The organism is Microcoleus sp. K1-B1 (genome assembly GCF_036704705.1).
Lineage (GTDB): Bacteria > Cyanobacteriota > Cyanobacteriia > Cyanobacteriales > Microcoleaceae > Microcoleus.
Genome location: NZ_JAUBSH010000010.1, coordinates 14,935 through 36,708, shown reverse-complemented (window position 1 = coordinate 36,708; position 21,774 = coordinate 14,935). Strand labels below are relative to the sequence as shown.

At 45.8% G+C, this 21,774-nt stretch carries 14 protein-coding genes and 1 other RNA gene; 12 read left to right on the top strand and 3 right to left on the bottom strand.

What is annotated here, in order from left to right:
- Positions 1–3: 3 nt before the first annotated feature.
- The 5 genes from QUA83_RS05455 to QUA83_RS05435 all read left to right on the top strand — a co-directional run bounded on the left by QUA83_RS05455 (position 4) and on the right by QUA83_RS05435 (position 5,429).
- The gene (locus QUA83_RS05455) at positions 4–522 is read left to right on the top strand and encodes a CdiA C-terminal domain-containing protein (RefSeq protein WP_333292010.1); all 519 of its coding nucleotides are present in this window, start codon (positions 4–6) and stop codon (positions 520–522) included.
- A complete protein-coding gene (locus QUA83_RS05450) occupies positions 497–1,540 on the top strand; it encodes a thiazole synthase (protein ID WP_333292009.1) in 1,044 nt (347 codons plus the stop codon). The genes QUA83_RS05455 and QUA83_RS05450 overlap by 26 nt, the downstream gene beginning before the upstream one ends.
- Before the next feature lie 69 nt (positions 1,541–1,609).
- Entirely contained in the window at positions 1,610–1,777 is a 168-nt protein-coding gene (gene psb34 / locus QUA83_RS05445) for a photosystem II assembly protein Psb34 (RefSeq protein ID WP_015177107.1), read from the top strand.
- A gap of 580 nt (positions 1,778–2,357) precedes the next feature.
- Positions 2,358–4,631 carry a hypothetical protein gene (locus tag QUA83_RS05440; RefSeq protein WP_333292008.1) on the top strand — a complete coding sequence of 758 codons (2,274 nt, stop codon included), beginning with the start codon at positions 2,358–2,360 and terminating at the stop codon, positions 4,629–4,631.
- 105 nt (positions 4,632–4,736) lie between these two features.
- The gene (locus QUA83_RS05435; RefSeq protein WP_333036365.1) at positions 4,737–5,429 is read left to right on the top strand and encodes a response regulator transcription factor; all 693 of its coding nucleotides are present in this window, start codon (positions 4,737–4,739) and stop codon (positions 5,427–5,429) included.
- 114 nt (positions 5,430–5,543) lie between these two features.
- Here the strand turns inward: QUA83_RS05435 and hemG are convergent, their stop codons facing one another.
- Positions 5,544–7,004 (bottom strand): protoporphyrinogen oxidase, encoded by a 1,461-nt coding sequence (gene hemG, locus QUA83_RS05430; RefSeq protein ID WP_333292007.1) that lies wholly within the window; start codon positions 7,002–7,004, stop codon positions 5,544–5,546.
- An 849-nt stretch (positions 7,005–7,853) separates the two neighbouring features.
- On the opposite strand from hemG, the gene QUA83_RS05425 reads away from it, so the two are divergent.
- From QUA83_RS05425 to QUA83_RS05405, 5 genes are all read left to right on the top strand, one after another.
- A complete protein-coding gene (locus tag QUA83_RS05425) occupies positions 7,854–12,089 on the top strand; it encodes a PAS domain-containing protein (protein WP_333292006.1) in 4,236 nt (1,411 codons plus the stop codon).
- Positions 12,090–12,165: 76 nt separating this feature from the next.
- Complete coding sequence (gene corA, locus QUA83_RS05420; protein ID WP_333292005.1) at positions 12,166–13,344, top strand: magnesium/cobalt transporter CorA; 1,179 nt, start codon at positions 12,166–12,168, stop codon at positions 13,342–13,344.
- 449 nt (positions 13,345–13,793) lie between these two features.
- An RNA gene (rnpB, locus tag QUA83_RS05415) (RNase P RNA component class A) lies at positions 13,794–14,227 on the top strand.
- 277 nt (positions 14,228–14,504) lie between these two features.
- A complete protein-coding gene (gene rnc, locus QUA83_RS05410) occupies positions 14,505–15,209 on the top strand; it encodes a ribonuclease III (protein WP_333292004.1) in 705 nt (234 codons plus the stop codon).
- Between the two features lie 191 nt (positions 15,210–15,400).
- Complete coding sequence (locus tag QUA83_RS05405; protein ID WP_333292003.1) at positions 15,401–16,636, top strand: Gfo/Idh/MocA family oxidoreductase; 1,236 nt, start codon at positions 15,401–15,403, stop codon at positions 16,634–16,636.
- A gap of 52 nt (positions 16,637–16,688) precedes the next feature.
- Here the strand turns inward: QUA83_RS05405 and QUA83_RS05400 are convergent, their stop codons facing one another.
- Both QUA83_RS05400 and QUA83_RS05395 read right to left on the bottom strand, forming a co-directional pair.
- Complete coding sequence (locus tag QUA83_RS05400; protein WP_333292002.1) at positions 16,689–18,734, bottom strand: ATP-binding protein; 2,046 nt, start codon at positions 18,732–18,734, stop codon at positions 16,689–16,691.
- Between the two features lie 235 nt (positions 18,735–18,969).
- A complete protein-coding gene (locus tag QUA83_RS05395; protein ID WP_333292001.1) occupies positions 18,970–19,236 on the bottom strand; it encodes a hypothetical protein in 267 nt (88 codons plus the stop codon).
- A gap of 162 nt (positions 19,237–19,398) precedes the next feature.
- Between QUA83_RS05395 and QUA83_RS05390 the strand changes: the two genes are divergently transcribed.
- Positions 19,399–20,043, top strand: coding sequence for a class I SAM-dependent methyltransferase (locus QUA83_RS05390; protein ID WP_333292000.1), 645 nt, complete (start codon positions 19,399–19,401; stop codon positions 20,041–20,043).
- A 101-nt stretch (positions 20,044–20,144) separates the two neighbouring features.
- Positions 20,145–21,650: a cryptochrome/photolyase family protein gene (locus tag QUA83_RS05385; protein ID WP_333291999.1), complete on the top strand. Its 1,506-nt coding sequence runs from the start codon at positions 20,145–20,147 to the stop codon at positions 21,648–21,650.
- Positions 21,651–21,774: the final 124 nt, after the last annotated feature.

Sequence of the window (21,774 nt, the reverse complement as noted above, 5' to 3'; positions counted from 1 at the left end):
ACGGTGAATTCAGAATATATCGAGACAAGCAGAGCCATCTACGAAAATGCCGACCCAGAATATCGGCGATATTATTTTGATGAGATAGCGGGCGGATTTGTGCTCGTCCACCAAGACCATAATCTTAATAATTCCGAAAGTTTTGTCGCTGAAGTTTTGGCTAAAATGGGAAAGAGAGTTAGACTTTTGAGCGAGCAAGCACCGTCTGGAACGAAAACTCCAGATGCTGAGATTGACGGTCAAATTTGCGAATTTAAGGAATTAACAAAAGAGTCGAGTAATTTAAAAAATAGAGTACAAGAAGGCTTTGGAAAAGCCAAAAATCAAAGTGCAAATGCAGTCATTTTTCACGTAAATATAGAAATTTACGACATTCGAGAGATAGACGAAGGCATCAGGCAAGCAATATATTGGGATGTTAAGCATCTCATGCAAACTATCATTTTGGTTTTCAACAACCAATCTGTTCTAAAAATTACTAGAGAGGAATGGGAAAATGGGCAGCGTTTTTCAAGAATTTGAAGAAATCGTAAATAGCGGTATAAAAAATAATATGCCGCGGGATGCAAGATTGATTATTGTTGGAGAGATCCTCTACGCAGTAACTCGGGACGAACTAACCAATAAAGAAGGTTGGCTGCTAGAAAATATGCTCGGAGGCAGAGAAGAATGGGAAAAGGGGCTAGAATATGCTATTTTTGGAGACCCAAAACACGGACACATAGCGCCACCCCTAACTATCTCCGATCAACCTCTGGTTATCGCAGGCAAAACTTTTCATTCTCGCTTGATGACGGGGACGGGAAAATATCGCAGTATTGCAGAAATGCAGCAAAGCGTCAACGCTAGCAGGTGCGAAATTGTTACCGTGGCTGTGCGGCGAGTGCAAACAAATGCTCCCGGCCATGAAGGATTGGCAGAGGCTCTCGATTGGACTAAAATCTGGATGCTGCCAAATACTGCAGGTTGTCAAACTGCGGATGAGGCTATTAGAGTAGCTCGTTTAGGGCGGGAAATGGCGAAACTTTTAGGGCAAGAAGACAATAATTTTGTCAAATTAGAAGTGATTCCCGATGCTAAATATTTGCTGCCAGATCCGATCGGCACTTTGGAAGCTGCAGAACAATTAGTCAAAGAAGGTTTTGCCGTTTTGCCCTACATCAATGCCGATCCCCTGCTGGCAAAACGCCTCGAAGAAGTCGGTTGTGCGACAGTCATGCCTTTAGGTTCGCCCATCGGTTCCGGGCAAGGGATCAACAATGCTGCCAACATTCAAATAATTATTGACACGGTAAATGTTCCTGTGGTTGTCGATGCGGGAATCGGAACGCCCAGCGAAGCAGCCAGAGCAATGGAAATGGGAGCCGATGCACTCTTGATTAATTCCGCGATCGCCAATGCCCAAAATTCCCCGGCAATGGCAAAAGCAATGGGAATGGCAGCAGAAGCGGGGCGGATGGCGTACTTAGCAGGCAGAATGCCGATCAAAGATTACGCGATCGCCTCTTCCCCCCAAACAGGCACTGTCACATCCAAATAAATTCCTGAATTTTCCTGGGCGCTTTTTTGGTAGAGTTGTAAGCATCAAAAATATTAAGGATTGTGACTGATGCCTTACATCAAAGATGACGATGGACGCCTGAACAACTTTGCTAAAGAGCCGAAGGTGTATGAAGCCGTACCTCCCAACAAAAATCAGCAACGCAACTACATCATCATGGGTATTGCAGCAGCCATGTTGGTCGCTGGTTTGGTGTTTGTGGCTGCCTCCGTCTGAAAACTGGGCTGAGACTCAAAGCTGCTTCAAATCGCAATTTTAAATAATCCTTCGAGAAACCATGTTTTCCTTTCCCAAGGAAACATGGTTTTTGTGTTTCAATAAAAGCAGGTAGTTGCGACAATCCTGAAGCGTGCCGAGCGAGCTGGAAAGCTAAATAAGACAAGCATAAATTTGGTGTTTTCCTCTTGGCTGTCGGGTTCAGGGACTTGGGTTGCACTTAATCACACTGGTTCGCCGCCCACATAAAATTGCCAATTGAAAATCTACAATCCTTTAGTCATCATCGGTGCGATTGACAATCAAGCATCCAGGATACAAGCCCCCGGATTCATTCCGAAAGCCGACTCAGGATCCAGAAATAAAAAACCTGTATCCGATAAAGGAGCCCCCGAATTTATCCGTGGGGTCAAGGCTTCAATCTAAAATCTAAATTCTAAAATCTAAAATCGATTGACTGCCTTCGGGGCTTAGTTGTGAGGTATGAGCGATCGAGATTTCAACTCTCAACTCTACAATCTACAATCCAAAATCTAAAACCTAAAACCTAAAATCTAAAATCTAAAATCGGCTGATCCTGATGTCTATTCCTTCCCAAAAAGTTTCTAGCTCAAACAAGCTGATCTATCAACGCTTGAAACAGGCGATCGACCTCAATTTACGCCGTCAAATTTTTATTGCCGCCTGCGACGACTTGTGCTTGCGGGACTGTCTGGCAGCCCGCTTGCAGACAGAATTAGCCGCAGAGAGCGCAGGCTCAGATCCTCGCTCCCCGATCAACTACCCGCGATTTGTCAGTTTGGAACTCGACTTGAGCGATCCAAATCCTTGGGCTTCGATCGCCGCGTGGCTGACCCAACACCCACCGCCGCAAAACAGAGGCAGCTACAGCCCTTTGCCGGGATTTCAAATTATCGGGGCAGAACACCTGACCAGGCAGTCAGCAGCCGTGCAGTGGTCATTCCTCAGCTATTTGAGGGACATCGAAGCAAACCTGCAAATGTGCGAGTCTACTCTGTTGCTGTGGGTGTCGCGTCCCTGGCTAAGTTCGATCGAACAATCGGCCCCGGAATTTTGGCACTGGCGAACCGGAGTATTTGAGTTTGAAGGCGAACCAACTCCAGCTAAGGAAGACTTCGGGCACTTTGATGACTTCGGGAACTCAGGAGACTTGCGAAACCTGCGGGACAGCGGAGACTTTGGCAACAAACTTTTAATCCCTTCTTTGTCTGGACAATCCCCAATTCCCGACGAACAATTCCCAATTTCCTATCCCCCGTCCCCAGCGTCGGATTCTAAATCCGTCCCATTGGCAGATGATGAACAATCCCCAATTTCTCATCCCCCGTCCCCAGCGCCAGATTCTAAATCCGTCCAACTGGCAGATTTGGTGCTAGCAGCGGCTTCTGAGGATTTGGAAGCCGAAAATAATCCCGCATCAGAGGAGAATTTTCTGCCGCTGCAAACCCTGCAATACATCGAACTGCTGCAAGAACATCAGTGTTGTTCCGAAGCATTGGCTTTGGCTTATCACGGTTTGGGAAATTACTACCGCGATCGCATTTTGGGCGGAGACATTTCAGAGCAAAACCTGACAATCGCCATTCGCGCGATCGAACAAGTGATTGCGTATCTCGAAGTTGACGCCAACTCGCAGCAAAATCAACCACTAACTGAGGAATGCGCGCGGCTGATTGCTCAATTGACAGAAAACTTAACTCAGTACGCCCAGGAGTCCAACAGCCTACCGCCAATTTCCGATCTGCTTAACGATCTCGGCACTCTCTACTGGATGCTATCGCGCGATCGCACCAATGCGCTCAACGCCTCAGATCCGGTATCCTGTCTTGAACGCAGCATCGCCCTCTACCTTGAAGGTTTGAACCGAACAGATGCCGAAACCGTACCCCAAACCCGCGTTAGATTAAACAAAAATTTGGGAATCGCCTCTGCCGATTTAGCCCGCTATCGAGACAAGACAGAGAACTTGCAGCACGCAGTTGCAGCTTACCAACAAGCGCTGCTGGATCTAGACCCCGCCGAGGAACCTCAGCAGTACGCTGCTGCTCAGAATAATTTGGCGACAGCATACTGGAATTTAGCTCAAGATGGTGAGCCGATCGTATATCTCAAAAGTGCGATCGCAGCTTACACCCAAGCCCTCTCCTGTTACAGTCCCGAACGAGAACCCCTCAACTATGCCGGAGTACAAAACAACCTCGGTACCGCCTGCTGGAACCTCGCCCAGCACGAACCCTCAGAACCCCTGCTAGTCAGGGCGATTTCCGCCTACCGCGAAGCATTGAAATACCGCACCCGAGAATTAGTACCCGCAGCAGCCGCCGCCACCTACAATAATCTCGGTACTGCTTATTGGCATTTGGCTAACCAGTTTCAGCAGAAACGAGCGCGGACGGAATCATTGCAGCAGGCGATTACGGCCTACGAAGCCGCCCTGGATATCGCCGGAGAGATCGATCGCACCCAACTCACCTTTGACGCCTTGGCCGCCCGCAACAATCTCGGACTAGCCCACTATCAACTAGCCACCGACCCAGATTTCGCCGCTAACAAAGTCGCACAGACAAGCCATCTAGAAGCAGCACTGCACCACCAGTTGCAAGTGTGTGCCGAATGGGGACAACATCTCAATGACAAAGGGTTAACATATGGGGATAAACTCAACTTGCAAGCCGCGGCAAACTCCCAAGCTGCTGATTCTCGGCAAACAGCATTGAGCTATATTGTCAAAACGATTAGAGCTTTCTATAGTGAATGTGGGCTGCCAGGCCAAAATTTAGCCTTATCCAAAGTTCCTGGAGATTTATTGCCTGAAATTTTGCGTAGGTTATAAATAGGGCTATAACTATTAAAAGCTCAATGTTTTCGAGATTTGTATCCAGTTTTCTATTATTATGGCTGAATATTCTTGCCTAATTCTTCAAGCAAACTTGTGGTCATGGCCCCTGTAAAAATCCTTGTGGTTGATGACGACCCGGCAATCCGAAATTTAATTCACCGTTTTTTGAGCCAGCAAGGTTATCAAGTTGAGTCTGGCGAGGACGGTCAGACTGGTCTGGAATTATTTGAGCAACTCAATCCTGACTTAGTAGTTCTAGATGTAAATTTACCTGATACAACTGGTTACAAACTGTGTCAAGAAATGCAAAGACGCACGGGCGTGTTTGTGTTGATGCTGACTGCCCGAACCGATGAAGCTGACAAAATGAAAGGGTTTGCCGAAGGTGCTGACGACTACATTACTAAACCTTTTAGTCTTGTAGAGATTGGAGCTCGCGTTGCAGCAATTTTGAAGCGCAAACGCATTGTTACTCCCGCCGAACAACAAACTCTTACTTTTGGAGAGCTACTAATAGATCCGGTTCGCCGCGAGGTAATTCTCGGCAGTCAGATAGTTGCTTTGACTGCTTTAGAATTCGACCTGCTGTACTGTTTGGCCAGCAAACCAGGTCGTGTGTGGAGGCGATCGGAATTGCTGCATGAAGTGTGGGACTACGAGTATGTAGGAGCCGATCGCGTGGTGGATGTCCATATAGGTCAAATTCGCCGCAAAATTGAACCAGATGCCACTCAAATTTCGATGATTCAAACCGTCCGGGGGGTGGGTTACAAGTTTGAACCCACAACCTAGTAACATTCGGCATTGGGCAGCGGATATGAAGGCAGAAGGCTGTAGGTGCGGGTTCACCAATATCTCGGATTAACATACTCGATATTGGTAAACCCGTCCTCCCCACACAATCATTCAGATCGATCGAGTATCTGATTGTTTGTTCTGCAAATACTCGCCCACTTCTCGTGCACGCTCAAAACCCCTTCGCACGCAATCTCCCAAAGCCACGCCGCCAACGTAGTTGCTGCACAAATACACCCCCGGCAAAGATTTTAAGCCCTCATCGATTTGTTGCAGGCGATCGAAATGCCCCAAATTGTACTGAGGAATCGCCCGCTTCCACAGCTTCACCGCTAAAACTTTCGGCTGTGGAACATTTGGTTTCAGCAAAATCCGAGATACATCTCGGTGCACTTCCCGAACGATTTCTTCTGAGTCGAGATTGCCAATTCCCCAATCAGTAGCCCCGCCGATGTAACTCGTGAGAGTTTGCCAACCAGCAGGCGCGCGATCGGCAAATAAACTTGATGTCCAAATCGTCCCCAGAGTGCGAATGCCCTGTCCCCTCGGAATTAAATTTCCAAAACCTACTAATTTACCCTTGATATCAGACTGCGGATATGCTAATACAACGCAGGCAACCGTAGGATAAGTAAAAGCTTGTAAAGCATTGCTAACTTCCGGTTGCAGAGGCTGCAACAAATCGGCTGTAACATAAGCGGGCGTTGTCAAAACCACGCTGCGCGCCTCAACTTGTTGCTGCCCGTCGGGCGTGGAGAATTCAGCAATGTAAGTTTCGCGTTCTGTGCGCTGGAGGCGAGTCAGGTGCCAGTTGAGTTTCACTCGATCGCCCAATTCAGCAGCGATCGCCTCTGGCAAAGCCTTCAACCCCTGTTTAAACGAACCCAACTCCCCCGGCTTAGTTTTAGGAACATTCGGGTCTGCGGGCATTTTCTTCGGTCTGTTTTTAGCAGAAAGCAGCGCCCCCGCCACTAGCCCGCCACCCAGATCCGCCATCTTTGCTACCCTACCAAAAGCCGCCGCCGCGCTAAGTTGTTGCGGATCGCCCGCATAAACCCCAGAAACAAAAGGTTCCACCAACCGCTGCATCACTTCCGTACCGAGATGACGGCGGAAAAATTGAGAAACAGTTTCCTCGTTACCCTGCTGCGAAAGTCCAGCGCCCATTGCCGGCGCGACAAACCCCAAAGCCCCGAACAACGCCCGCAGTTTTCCCGGAAAACTCAGTAACTGAGACTGAATCATCGCCGGTGGAGTCATCGGCACCGGTTGCAGCTTTTTTTGCCAATAAACAAAACGAGGCAATTTGCGATCGGCCAAAATCAACTCTTGCTTCAATCCCACATCCACAGCCAACTTCATCAATTCCGGCGTCGGCGAAAAACTGTTCGGGCCCTCCTCCCAGAGAAACCCTTCGGCTGTCACAGTGGTGATGTTCCCGCCCACACGTCCCTGACTCTCAGCGACTAAAATCTTCAGCGGCGATGCACTCGTTGCTTCCTTGTGAAGTGCGTGCGCCAAACTCAAACCGCTAATACCCGCACCCACAATTAAGGTATCTAATAGTTCCATATTACATAGAAAAATATCGCAATCTTTATGTTACATGGCTTTGCACGGCTTGCGTTCTTTGCTGGGCGTACTCCCAAACCGCTTTCAGATTACCGAATTGGGAATTGGGAATTGGGAATCGGTAAGCTGTCCGGCATTTCTTAAGCATTTTTCTCGCAGGTTGTGGATTAACCTCTGCCCACCTCCCCGTCTCCCCGTCTCTCCATCTCGCTTTTGTATCCGCTGGGTCTGGTTTAAAAAAAGAGTATCTGCTGTTATTAAGCTCTATTCCCAAAAATACTATTTCTTTAAAATTTTTGTATGATAGGGAACAGCGCCGAAAATTGCACCGGGAAACGCAGCAGTACAGTGCCCAAAAAGATTTGAGTGGGTTAAACTTATATGTTGCACCATTCTCAATTAGCCTTTTATGAACAGGCAAGATGCCTGTTCCACAAAATATAAATTTTATTGTGGAACAGGCATCTTGCCTGTTGCTGACAAGGGTGCAAGATTTCAGTTAAACTAACTTTAGGAAAATTTTACAGCTTAAGCAAGTCAGCACCCCGCTCTGAAGATATGGGGCTTTATGCCCTAATCAAAAGAGAGAGTTGACTAGCTATCGTCTTAACTGATTAGATTATCAAAAATATGGGTGTAGGCCCACGCTGCTATGCGATCGCGCGTGAAAAATTTGAAACGGTAATTGTTCCGTTGAAAGTAGATCATAAAAGTACCAAGTGACGAAGTAGCCCCCTGTAGCAATAATCAATATTCAAGGCGGTTAAAACTGCCTGATGAGTGTTTCCTCGATCGGTCTTTAGACACGAGGTTTCCACAATACTAAGCTTTTCTCATGAAAAAATACCCATGCAGGAAGTTATCAACTCGTTTCAGTCTTTTTTCTCTAACTCTGTTGATGCTTTCCTAGAGTGCGATCGACAGCAAAATTATTTATCGATCAATCCTATTGCTGCGGCTTGGATGGGATTGGAGCCTGCTGAAATACTCAACAAAACTAATCAGGAATTATTGAAATTATATCCTAATAATCCGGCGGTAAAAAATATAATTTCGCAGATTGATTCCTGCCTGCAACAAGTATTTATAACCGGGGAAAAACGGCTGGCAATTCATGAGGTGACAACGGCAGACGGCGGGATTAAAATTTACGAAACTGCTTACACGCCAGCGGTGGATGCCTCTAGCAAGCAGATGCGGGTTTTGGGCATCGGTAGAGATATCACCAGGCACTACCGCTGGCAGCAGCAGAAAACTCAAGAGTTACGCCGATCGAACCATTTACTGTGGTTGAATGCAGCTAACAGTCCGCTGGCAATGGTGGGCTGGGATGAAGATTTTCGGATAGTTCAGTGGTCGAAACGTGCCGAAGAAATCTTTGGCTGGACGTGCGATGATATGATGGGCAAGCAGTTCGGCGATTTGGCTTTGGTTTGCGAAGAAGATAGAGAGGCTGTAAGCGCGATCGAGCTTGAACTAGCCACCGGCAACGGCAATACTTCAATTAACCGCAACTATACTAAAAGCGGACAGGTAATTTGGTGTCGCTGGTTCAACTCGATTATTCGCAGCGGCGACACTTTTACTGTGCTTTCTTTGGTGGAAGATATCACCGATCGCAAACGGTTGGAAGCAGAAAAAGCCCAAGCTTCTCGCCTCACAGCAATGGTAGCCGATGTGGGTATTGCCCTCACCAGACACCCTCAAGATATCCTGCTTCCCTGCTGCGAGGCAATGGTGCGAAATCTCGATGTTGCTTCGGCTGAAATTTGGACTTTCAACTCTCAACATAATGTTTGGGAATTGCAAGCAGCATCGGGCATCTACAGTCGCACAGGCGATCGGGCTAGATTTATTGAAAGTAAGGTTAACTCGATCGCCAAACAGCAAAAACCGGAATTTGACTGCGGATTTGAACTGAACAATTTTGGACTCCCAGAGGAAGAATCCGCAAAAGCAACAGAGGCGCAAAATTCCCAAGTAGCAATTATCAACAGCAGTCAAAATCCGACAAATTGCCCAATCCCCAAGCAAATTCTCACCTTTGCCGGCTACCCTTTGATAGTCGAAGAACGGCTGGTGGGAGTCATGGTAATTATCAGCCGCCAGCCGCTGACAGCACCTTTTCAGGAAACTTTAGCATCGGTTGCTGATGTCATTGCTTTAGGCATCGAACGCAAGCGTGCAGAAGCCGAATTAACATCAGCTAGAGGTTTCCTCAATTCCGTAGTAGAAAATCTGCCGGTGGGTGTTTTTGCTAAAGATGCTTCTTCGCTGAAATTTGTGCTGTGGAATAAAGCGGGAGAAACGATCGCAGGTGTTACCTCTCAAGAGGCGATCGGCAAAAATGACTACGATATTTACCCCAAAGAACAAGCTGATGTTTTTACTGCTCAAGACAGGGAAATATTGACAGGTGATCACAACCAATCTAATGTTAAAGACATAGCCGAAGAGCCGATACAAACTCGCCACAAAGGTATGAGAATACTGCACACCCGCAAAGTGCCAATTCTCGACGCTGCAGGCCGTCCTCAGTACGTTTTAGGGATTACTGAAGATATTACCGAACGCAGGCAGGTAGACGAAAGCGTGCGCCTCTACGACCAAATTGTCGAGAATATGCAAATTGGTTTGTACGTCTACCATTTAGAAAAGATAGACGATGACAGCACTCTCAGGGCGATCGCCTCTAATCCTGCAGCTACCCTATTTACCGGATTAGAAATGGCTGATGTTTTGGGAATGACAATCGACGAGATTTTTCCCCAACTGCGATCGAAAAACATTCCCCAAGCATTTGCTTCGGTAATTCGCACCCAGAAAGCCGTAGAACTTGAAGATATTGACTGCGATGAAGGCGGCCGCATAACTCGCGCTTTTTCTATTAAAGCTTTTCCATTACCCAACAACTGCGTCGGTGTTGCTTTTGAAAACATTACTGCTCGCAAGTGCCTAGAACTAGAACTGCAGGCGTCTTTGGAAAAAACCGAACGTTCCGAACAACTACTGCGTACAGTAATAGACAAAACCAGCGACTGGATTTTTGCCAAAGACAAAAATTTTCGCTATATTCTGGTCAACAGGAGTTTCGCTCAAGCGATCGGCAAAACAGTCGAAGAGATAATTGGTCAATCTGATTTAGAATTAGGATTTTCAGAAGAGTTCGTGTTTGGGAATTCCGCCAAAAATATCCGAGGCTTCCGCACAGACGACTCGGCTGTACTGGCCGGCGAAATTATCCACAATCCCTGCGATCCGGCAACTATTGCGGACGGTTCAGTACATATTTTTGATACCCAAAAACTTCCTCTGCGCGACGCTGAAGGTAATGTATTTGCAGTGCTAGCTTTCGCTCACGATATTACAGAAAGACATGAATCGGAAGCAGCTTTACGTAGAAGTGAATCAAGATTTAGGTCTTTGGTAGCTAATATTCCCGGAGTGGTTTATCGCTGGAAGTGCGATTTTTCGACTAATTTTATTAGCGATGCCGTTTACTTATTAACTGGCTACCCAGCGGCAGATTTTATTTGGATTTTGGACAGGAGAGGCCGGACTTTTGCTAGTATTATTTACCCGGAAGATTTGGCAAAAGTAGAAGCAACTATTCGGAAAAGCATAGAAAACAAAGAGTCTTATAACTTGGAATACCGCTTGCTAGCAGCAGACGGCACGGTTAAATGGGTGTGGGATAAAGGTTCTCCTGTGTTTGACGCAGAGGGAAACGTTTGCTATTTGGACGGGGTGATTTTTGATATTAGCGATCGGTACTACGCCGAGGAAGCATTGCGCCAAAAAACTTTAGAGTTAGAAGCAGTTTTTCGCGCTTTGCCTGATTTGTATTTTCGACTAGATGCTGACGGTATAATCGTGGATTATTTGTCAGGAACTTCATCGAGTTTATACGTGCCTCCCGAACATTTTATGGGTCAACGAATGACAGATGTATTGCCACACAATGTCGCCTGCCAATTTGCCCAAGCAATCTTTGAAGTTTCCGAAACAAGAAATTCCATCGATATAGAATATTCGCTTTCCATGTCGGAAGGAGAAACAACTTATGAAGCCCGACTGTTGCCGTTTAATTCTGATCAGATTATTATTCTAGCCCGCAATATTACCAAGCGCAAACAAGCCGAAGCTCAATTAAAACATAAAAATCGCCAGCTAGAGCAAACATTGAAACAATTAGGCAGGACTCAAGCTCAACTAATTCAAGCGGAAAAAATGTCTGGTTTGGGACAGCTAGTGGCGGGAATTGCTCACGAAATCAATAATCCTGTCAGTTTTATTTACGGTAATATCACTTACGCTAGTGAGTATGCCAAAAACTTGCTGGAACTGTGCAGTTTGTACCAAGCACACTACCCGGAACCTGTTGCGGTTATCCAGGATTTGGCAGCAGAAATAGAACTAGAATTCATGAAAGAGGATTTCCCGCACCTGCTGACTTCAATTCAAACGGGAGCTGATCGGATTCGCCAAATTGTTCTGTCTTTACGCAACTTTTCCCGCCTGGAAGAATCAGATCTTAAGCGTGTTAATATTCACGAAGGAATAGACAGTGCTCTGTTAATTTTGCAACACAAAATTAAAGAAAATGGCAGAAATCGTCATATTCAAATAGTTAAAGAATATGGGAAACTGCCGCAGATACAGTGCTACGTGGGACAGTTAAATCAAGTGTTTATGAATATTTTAAATAATGCTGTTGATGCTTTAGCGAATGTCAGGAATAGGAAGTTGGAATTAGCGAGTTATTCGGAAGAGGAAGGGCAAGATTTTGCTAGTTTACCTTTAAGTTGCGACACATTGCCGTGGATTCGGATTCGCACGGAGGTGTTAGAGAATAATCGGGTTGCGATCGTAATTTCCGATAACGGGTGTGGAATGGCAGAGTCTGTTAAGCGTCGGGTATTTGACCCGTTTTTTACTACTAAACCAGTAGGCAAAGGTACAGGTTTGGGACTGTCTATCTCCTATCAGATTGTGGTGGAAAGACACGGAGGGACGCTGCAGTGCATTTCCGCGCCGGGAGAGGGAACTGAATTTGCGATCGAGATTCCAATTCGGCAGAGGTAATGCGTCATTGGTAATGGGTAGTTGCACGAGAAAAATGATAATCTAATTAAAGGTTCTAAAAGTCAGGAATATTAGCATGGTATACAAAAGCATACATACTTCTAGTGCCGTTGCAAAACACATTAAAGAAGAAGAAGATGATGATTCCTATGTTGACTATTTTTATGACGATCCGGGGGCTCCGCCGGGAACTCTCGACTTAGAACCCGATGCGCCGCCTCCGGAGATTGTATTAATTGACTATTGCGAAACAGCCGCAACTCGTGCCAAATTAGCAAATCCTCAAAAAGCTGCTGCGTATTTAGATACAGTATCTGTTTCTTGGGTTGATATGTTGGGATTAGGAAACAAAGAAACCTGGCGACAAATGGGCGAAGTATTTAATTTGCACCTAATGGCTCAGGAAGATGTTGTTAATGTTCCCCAGCGACCGAAAGTGGTAGACTATGAAGAACACATTTTAATCATTGCTTGGATGGTGATGCTGCATCCAGAATCAGATACTTTTCATAAAGAACAAGTAAGTTTGATTTTGGGCAAGCATTACTTGTTAACTGTTCAGGAAGAACCGGACTATGATTGTTTTGAACCAGTGCGCGATCGCATTCGTAAAGGACAAGGAATGATTCGCAAACACGGAGCAGATTATCTAGCTTATACTCTGTTAGATTCGATTATAGATGGATTCTTCCCTGTATTAGAAGTTTACGGAGAGCGCATTGAAGAATTAGAGGATGAAGTGGTGGTGAACCCCACCCGCAAAACCCTGGAAAAAATCTATAAAATCCGGCGAGAATTGCTGACTCTGCGCCGCGCCATTTGGCCGCAGCGGGATGCAATTAATGTTTTGATTCGAGATAGCAGTGATTTGATTAGTCCAGAGGTGCGAATTTACCTGCGCGACTGTTACGATCACACGGTGCAGGTGATGGATATGGTGGAAACCTATCGAGAGTTGTCTTCTGGTTTGATGGATGTTTACTTGTCTTCGGTTGGTAATAAAATGAATGAAATCATGAAGTTGCTGACGGTGATTTCGAGTATATTTATTCCTCTAACCTTTGTGGCGGGAGTATACGGGATGAATTTCAATACAGAGAAATCGCCATTGAATATGCCGGAACTGAATTGGTATTTTGGCTATCCGCTGTGTTGGGCTGTTATGGTAGGAATCGCCTCTGGTTTAGTTTACTTTTTCTGGCGGCGCGGCTGGTTTGATAATTTTTCTACTATCAAAGATGACTCATTAAAGTAACCGAATTGAAGATGTGAGATGGGGGATTAAAGATTGAAGAATTCAAAATCCTGTTAGGTGAAAAAGTTTCCTGCCCCTAGTTGAATCCGTGCGGTAAATCCTGGCATGATAATTGCCAACTTTTGTGCCCCCTGATTCATCCGTGAGTGATTTTAAGGGGAGTTGCAGGGAAATTTAATTGTTGGGCAGGCTTTCGGGCACACCGTACAAGAGTTTGAATAAACTGAGATGTTGCACCATTGTCAAGAACAGGCTTTCCGGCCTGTTCCACAAAAAATAAACTTGATTGTGGAACAGGCCGGAAAGCCTGTTCATAAAAAGCTTATTGACAATAGTGCCAGATGTGAGAATAAACACAAATGTCCAAGTTAAGTGGGCGACAAGTTAAAATATTCAATCTCAAATCCCAAATTGATTGACGAACGATCGCGTACAATAAATCTGGGGAAAAAGTAGGCGCAGGCGGTTGCGGATGAGTCAAAGCTTGTCTGAGGAAAGTCCGGGCTCCCGAAAAACCAAACTTGCTGGGTAACGCCCAGTGCGAGCGATCGTGAGGATAGTGCCACAGAAAGATACCGCCAATTAGTCATTAGTCAGCAGTCATTGGTCATTAGTCAGTAACTGAGGATTTTTGACTGGGAAGCAATAACTAATTTGGTAAGGGTGCAAAGGTGCGGTAAGAGCGCACCAGCAGCATCGAGAGGTGCTGGCTCGGTAAACCCCAGTTGGGAGCAAGGTCGGAGGGACTATGGTTGGTTTTTTACCAGTTCCGTTTTTTGGTACCGCTTGAGGCGTCTGGTAACAGGCGCCCCAGATAGATAACTGCCCTCGAAAACTGCTTGCAGTTGAGAGAACAGAACCCGGCTTATGTCCGACTTTTTCCCCCCCATTTAATTAAAATTAGCGCTTGGAAATCAGGTCAACAAATCTTTTCAACCTGTTTTATGTTTGGAAAGGTGTGCACTGCATACCCGGAGGAAGATTTTGGGTAAGGTGCACCATAAGCAACCGGAGGAATATTTAGTTTTTCAACTAATTTTTTTATTAATATGAATCTGATACCAGTTAAAAAAAATAATGCCACTTTTGAAAACCGCCCAACCCGGATAGTCATCCGCGATTCCCACTTCTAAAATCTAAAATCTAAAATCTAAAATGGTATGATTTATCCGGGTCGCCAAAAGCAACTTGAAACATTAATTCAAAAATTGGGACTGACGAAGAATGCTTCGATAAAATGGCATCTCCTAGATTTAGCTTTGACTCATGCGAGCGCGTCAGCTAAGGCAAATTATGAGCAACTAGAGTTTGTCGGCGATGCAGTTGTGCGGCTGGCTGCGTCGGAATTGTTGTTTGAGATTTATCCTGACTGTACAGTGGGGGAATTTGCTGCTATTCGATCGATCTTGGTGAGCGATCGCATTCTTGCTAAAATCGCTGAAAGTTACGGGTTCGATCGCTATTTAATTGTTTCCAGCAGCGCCGCCTCGGACAAAACAGGCGCTGAACCCCGACTGGCTGATGCTTTGGAAGCGGTACTGGCTGCGCTTTATTTGAGTACCCAGAGCTTAGAATTAATTCGCCCTTGGCTAGATTCTCACTTTCAACGCTTAGCCACAGAAATCCGCAGCGATCCTGCCCGCCAAAACTACAAAGCTGCTCTCCAAGAGTTGACTCAAGGCAAATACAAAACTTTGCCCAAATATAGCGTGCAAGAAACCGGGACAGTGCAGGGCGGAGAGGATCGTTTTACCGCAGAAGTTCACATTCAGGGAAAGTTGGTAGCAGAGGGAAAAGGTCGATCAATCAAAGCGGCAGAACAAGCAGCGGCTCAGGTAGCTTTCAATAAATTAGTTGACAGTTGACCGTTGACCGTTGACCGTTGACTGGTGTTATCAGTTATTGGTTATTTGTTACCAATAACCAATAACCAATAACCAATAACCAATAACTACTGCCAACAGTCAACAGTCAACAGTGATTTTTTTGAGTTAAAACATAGATAATAATAACAAAATATGCTATAATTGCTGTGCGATTTTTGAAATTATAATTAATGAAAATCGGAATAGCTGTATTGGGTGCAGGTCGCTGGGGAGTTAACCTAATTCGCAACTTTCTCGAACATCCCAACAGCCAAGTTTTAGCGGTGGTAGACCCGAATCGAGATTCATTGGCGGCCGTTCAAAAACAGTTTGATCTTGATGCCTCGGTGATTCTAGCTACCGATTGGTCTCAAGTGCAAGCCTTGCCGGGACTGCAAGCTGTGGCGATCGCCACTCCAGCTTCCACACACTACACCCTCGCAGCAGCAGCGCTGAAACAAGGCTACCACGTCTTAGCAGAAAAACCCCTCGCCCTCAACCTGACTGAAGCAATAGAACTCTGTCAATTAGCCGAAAAACAGCAGCGGCAACTCTTCGTTGACCACACTTATCTGTTTCATCCAGCAGTCGATCGAGGCCAAAGAATTATTCAACAACATCAACTCGGAAAATTGCGCTACGGTTACGCCCAGCGCACCCATTTTGAACCGGTTCGCCATGACGTTGATGCCCTTTGGGACTTGGCCATTCACGATATCGCTATTTTCAATACTTTGTTGGAACAAACGCCAATTGAAGTAAGGGCGATCGGCACTGTTTTTCCGAAGGAAGAAGGAAGAAGGAAGAAGGAAGAAGGAAGAAGGAAGAAGGAAGAAGGAAGAGGGAAGAAGGAAGAAGGAATAAATCAAGACGCAGCAGAAATTGAAAATCAATTTGCTCCTTCACTGCTGACTACTAATCCTGCAGAAGGACTAGCAGATTTAGTTTGGGTAACGCTCACCTATCCCGACGGATTTCAAGCATTTATTCACCTGTGCTGGCTAAATCCCGACAAACAACGGCGCTTAACAGTTGTTGGCAGTTTGGGAACCTTGATTTTTGACGAAATGTCGCCCGAAACTCCCCTGATTTTGCAGCGCGGCCATTCAGATTGCGGGGGCGAAGAGAATAACTCTTTTGAAAGTGCCTTAGCGTTAGCGAAGCGATCCGAAGGAAAGCCCGCCCCTACGGGGGCTACGCCAACGAAGAGGATCGCGCCGCAGCCAACAAGCCTCAGACACCGCGAAGTTTTGAGTTTAGAACAAGTAGAACCGCTGAGGAGAGTGTGCGATCGCTTCCTCAATTGCGTGCAAACAAATACCCCCTGTCTTACCTCTTCGGGCGCCGCCTCCGTCGAATTAATCCGCATTCTCAGCACTTTGAGCAAATCTCTCGAACTCGGCGGACAGCCCCTAATACCATTTTAGATTTTAGATTTTAGATTTTAGATTTTAGATTTTAGATTGGGAACATCACTCCTCAAGTTTTGAAATTTCCCTTTTCCGTTACTAAGTCCGGGCTGTGAAAATAAAAACTTGACTGCTGATTCACCGGCAAAGAAATCATCACCGTAGTACCTTGATTCACGCCCGCGCTGTGCAGGGTAATGCTTCCGATCATAGATTCCATTATCCTTCGCGAGATAGCCAACCCCAAACCGTTACCGCCAAACCTGCGAGTTGTAGAACCATCAGCCATCACAAAAGGTTGAAACAATTTCTGCTGGTGCTCGGGATCGATACCAATTCCCGTATCTTTAATTGTCACCACCACCCAATCGCTTTGACCGCTGGGGCCCGTCGTACTTTCAGCACTGCCGTTAAAACTACCAGAATTAGTCCTCGATTCTAGCCGCACAGATATATTAATGCTGCCCGACTCTGTAAACTTAACAGCATTGCTCAAAACATTTAAAAACACCTGTTTTAGCTTCTCTGGGTCGGCATGAACAATAATCGGATCATGAGGATCTGGCAAACTTAACTTCAAGCCTTTTTCCTCAATTTGAGCCGCTTGCAAATCAATCGCGTCTTCAAGTACCTGGGTAATGTCAACTACTTCTAACATCATGGAGAAGGTGCCGGATTCTATTTTAGCAATGTCCAAAATATCATTAATAATATTGAGCAATTGCATGGACGAGTCGTGGGCCCGCTGTAAAAATTCCATTTCTTCATCTCGGTCATCGCAGTAGCCGTCCCGCACAATTTGAATAAAACCAATAATCCCGTTGAGCGGCGTTCTCAATTCGTGAGAAATATTCCCCAAAAATTCATTTTTTAATTGATTCGCAACTTGCGCTTCTTTGGTTGCAACTTCCAATTCTTTAGCCCAGGATCTAAGGCGCTGCACCATGCTGTTGAGTGCTTCTGATAGTTGATTAAATTCCCTAATTTGGAAATCTTGGGGCACTGTTTGCGACGCTTCTGTATCTACTTTCATCGCGTAGTCTCTCAGTTTTTCCACAGGACGCGCCAAGTCGCGAGACAGATATAAAGTCGCGATGATACTAGCAGCAACCAAACCTACAATTAAATTAAATAAAACTTGCTGAATTTCTTCCAAACCTGACAGAGCGTAATCTAAACGAGAGACAGCTAAAATAATCCACTTGCTGTTCTCCTGTGTGGTTGAAGGACTCGGAATAGCGGCGTATCCTGCTAGCAACTCTACACCATTTCTTTCAAAGGAAAATAGGTGGAGAAAAGCTGTTCCGCCGGCGATCGCCCTTCTGACAATACTTTTTAGTCGAGCGGCATCTGCCTCTTGGTCAATATTGCGGCCCACGCGGTTGACATTCGGGTGCGCCAAAATCGTCCCATCTTGGTCGATCGCCACCGTATAGCCGGCTAAAGAACCCTTGGGAGCGCTGGTTTGCACAGGCAAGGCCGACTGCAAACTCAAAGCATAACTCAACTGCAGGGTATTGCCCCGACGAATGTAAACAGGAGCGCTCAACACCAAACTCGCTTGGCTATCGGAGCCTTCTTTACCCGCATCAGGAAAATCCTCAGCCCCCAAAGCCACCTTCTGATCGTTTGCTGTCCCCTGTCGCTGCGGAGGTAAGGACAGACTGATGTAAACGCTCTTGTCGTCCAGCAGCGTTTGCTGCTGCTGTACGGGTGGCCAAAATTTTGCCGGCAACGACTGAATCGGCTGCTGCCCGCAAGTGCTTGCTATCACTTGATTTGTCTTTAAATTAGTCAATTGCAAGCAATCAACCTGCGCTGGCAACCGCTGCCCTAATTGGGCGATAAACTTTTGATAATCCTTCGGATCTACCGACTGCAACATCGAGCTTTCCGAAGCGCCGATCAGATTCGACTTCAGCGATTTCGCCCACTGTTCAATAGTGTCTGCTTTTCTGACTGCACTTTCTGTCAAGTTTTGACGAGCAGTTTCCAGAAGCGTCGAGCGTGCCTTGCGATAGGTAACATACTCCCCCACCAGTAGAACAGGTACGCTGAGCAACAAAATCCGCGACAGTAAAATACGGCGAAAGGAGGATTGACCTAACTTAACCATAGGAAATATCTAAATTAAGGTGCAACACCCAACAGCGACCATTACAGTGAAATAAACCAGACCGAAAGCATGAATCTGTCTAGGGGGCTCTGCTGACTGGACAACACAGCTTCAGAACAACATTTAAACACAATTATAGAAGCCACTGTAGTAATCTCGATTCTAAGTGTGTGGATCAAAAGATGCTCAGCAATTTGTTTTACAAATGCCTGTGATTTCAGTCACACTTCCCTTCTCAATTCTCGGAACGACTGACACCCGATCGCCCCAAGGCACATTTTTCTGGCTGGAAAAAGCGTCGGGTGGACATACCGCAGTTGCTTGAAGCTAGAATCGCATAGATGCACTCGCCCCCAATTAACAGGCAAAAAGTTCGGTTTCCGGCTAGTGTACAGAGATAATTCTTGCTCGATCGGACTTTTTCTTTCCCAATGCCTTCGAGAGATGGGGCAGAGAGGGGCGATGCGAGATTTGGCACCCTGTCAAAGATTTCTTTTGCCATCCGATTGATTCAGTGACAATAATTCACCGGTCAAACAAAAAGAATGAGACGATCGAGCTGCCGATCGACTCTGACAACCCTAATGTGGGGAACCTTGGTCCAAACAGTGCACCCACACTCCGTAAATTCGCGGTCTCGGCAATAATCTCCATAGCTTAATCGATGAAAAAAAACTTTAGCAATTATACGTATTATTACACAAACAACCGTCCGAGATATCATCACGCTTATTTGATATCTCCCCTTTTAGAAATGCTGGCGACACTTCAGCAGACCAGCAAGACAAAACTCCGAGTTTTGGATCTCGGCTGCGGCAATGGCAGCCTCAGTCACGTTATCGCAGAGCACGGCTGCGAAGTTGTCGGGGTTGACACTTCTGCGCCCGGAATTGCCATCTCCCGTCAAAGTTTCCCCGATTGTCAGTTTATCGAAGCCGATATTTACGACCTTCCAGATATCGATATTCTCAACTCATTTGATGTTGTCTTAGCTATTGAAGTAATCGAACACTTGCTTTATCCTAAAGAACTAGCAAAAACTGCAAAAAGATGCCTCAAGCCGGGAGGAAGATTAATTATTTCCACACCATATCACGGCTATTTAAAAAATCTGGCTTTAGCGGTGTCTGGCAAACTAGACAAACATTTTACCGTTCTTTGGGATAACGGTCACATTAAATTTTTTTCAGTAGAAACGCTGACCAAGTTATTAACATCTGAAGGATATACCGACATAAAGTTTAAATTTGCTGGTCGGTGTCCCTATCTTTGGAAATCAATGTTATGCTCTAGTAAGTTTTCAGGATAACCTGAAAACTTATGAGTTGTGAGTAGTCAAGAAATTAAGTTTCTTGACTAGAGCACCAGGCCTCATAAAAAGTAAAAAATAAGTTTCACTAAAAAAGTAAAATGACTGTTGGCGTTTGGATATTAGGCGATCAACTGTGGCAGAACCAAGCTGCTCTCAACCTCACAGATGATAAATGCTCCCTACCGATAATTTTAATTGAATCTTGGCAGCACGTTCAACAGCGGCCCTACCACCAACAAAAATTAGTATTAATTTGGTCGGCAATGCGGCACTTCGCTAAAGAATTGCGCGGCAGTGGATGGCAAGTTACTTACACAAAATCGGAGGATTTTGAAGCACCTCTCAAAGCTTGGATACAAGCTCACAATATCACCGAAGTGCGGGTAATGGCTCCGAACGATCGACCTTTTTTACAGCTCGTTCAAAACTTGCAACTCCCCTGTCCAATAACCCTAATTCCCAACAATCAATTCCTCTGGACACAAACAGAATTCAAAGATTGGGCTTCAAGCCGCAAACGTTTGTTAATGGAAGACTTCTATCGAGCCAGCCGCCAACGTTTTCAAGTTTTAATGGATAGCAGCAATAAACCTGTGGGAGGGAAGTGGAATTTTGACAAAGAAAATCGTCAGCCACCCAAAGGAAAACTGGATACACCGAAACCTCTCTGGTTTGAACCGGACGCCATAACTCAAGAAGTTATCGCACAAGTTAAATCTCTATCTTTCCCAACTTACGGAAGTATTGAACCTTTTCGCTGGGCGGTTACACGAGAGCAAGCATTGCAAGTATTAGATAATTTCATCGAACAGTGTCTCCCCGCTTTTGGCCCTTATCAAGACGCGATGGTAACGGGGGAGGAAACAATGTGGCATTCCCTAATTTCTCCGTATCTCAATATTGGATTACTTCATCCTTTAGAAGTTATTCAAGCGGCCGAAACAGCCTACCTCGAAAAAAACTTAAATTTAAACGGCGTCGAAGGTTTTATCCGCCAAATTCTGGGGTGGCGAGAATACATTCGCGGTGTGTATTTTTACGTGGATGCTGATTATTTTGAGAAGAATTGGTTCAACCACACTCAGCCGCTGCCGGAGTTTTTTTGGGACGCTAGTAAAACAGATATGAACTGTTTGCGCCAAGTTTTAACTCAAGTCGAAGGCAGCGGTTACGCGCACCATATCCAGCGGTTGATGATTTTGAGCAATTTTGGTCTAATTGCGGGAATCTCGCCCCAGGAGCTAGAAAAATGGTTCCACAGTGCGTTTGTGGATGCCTATGACTGGGTAATGCAGACTAATGTGCTGGGCATGGGTTTGTTTGCTGACGGCGGTGTGTTGGCGTCGAAGCCCTATGCTGCTTCTGCCAATTACATTAATAAAATGAGCGATTATTGTCGGGGGTGCAAATTCGATCGCACAGTGCGATCGGGCGAAAATGCCTGTCCCTTCAACTTCTTCTACTGGGATTTCCTAGCGCGCCACCGGGAAAAACTTCAGTCGATCGGTCGCATGAGCTTTATCTTAGCCAATCTCGACAAAATGCCGCCAGCAGAATTGGCAACCATCCGCCAAAAAGCAGCAGAGTGGCACTTAGTCAGTTGACTGTTGTCAGTTGTCAGTTGTTAATCCTTGGCAGTGGCTAATAACAAATAACCAATAACATTAATCAACAGTCAACAGTCAACAGTCAACAATGCCCCATGCCCAATGCCCCATGCCCTTAACA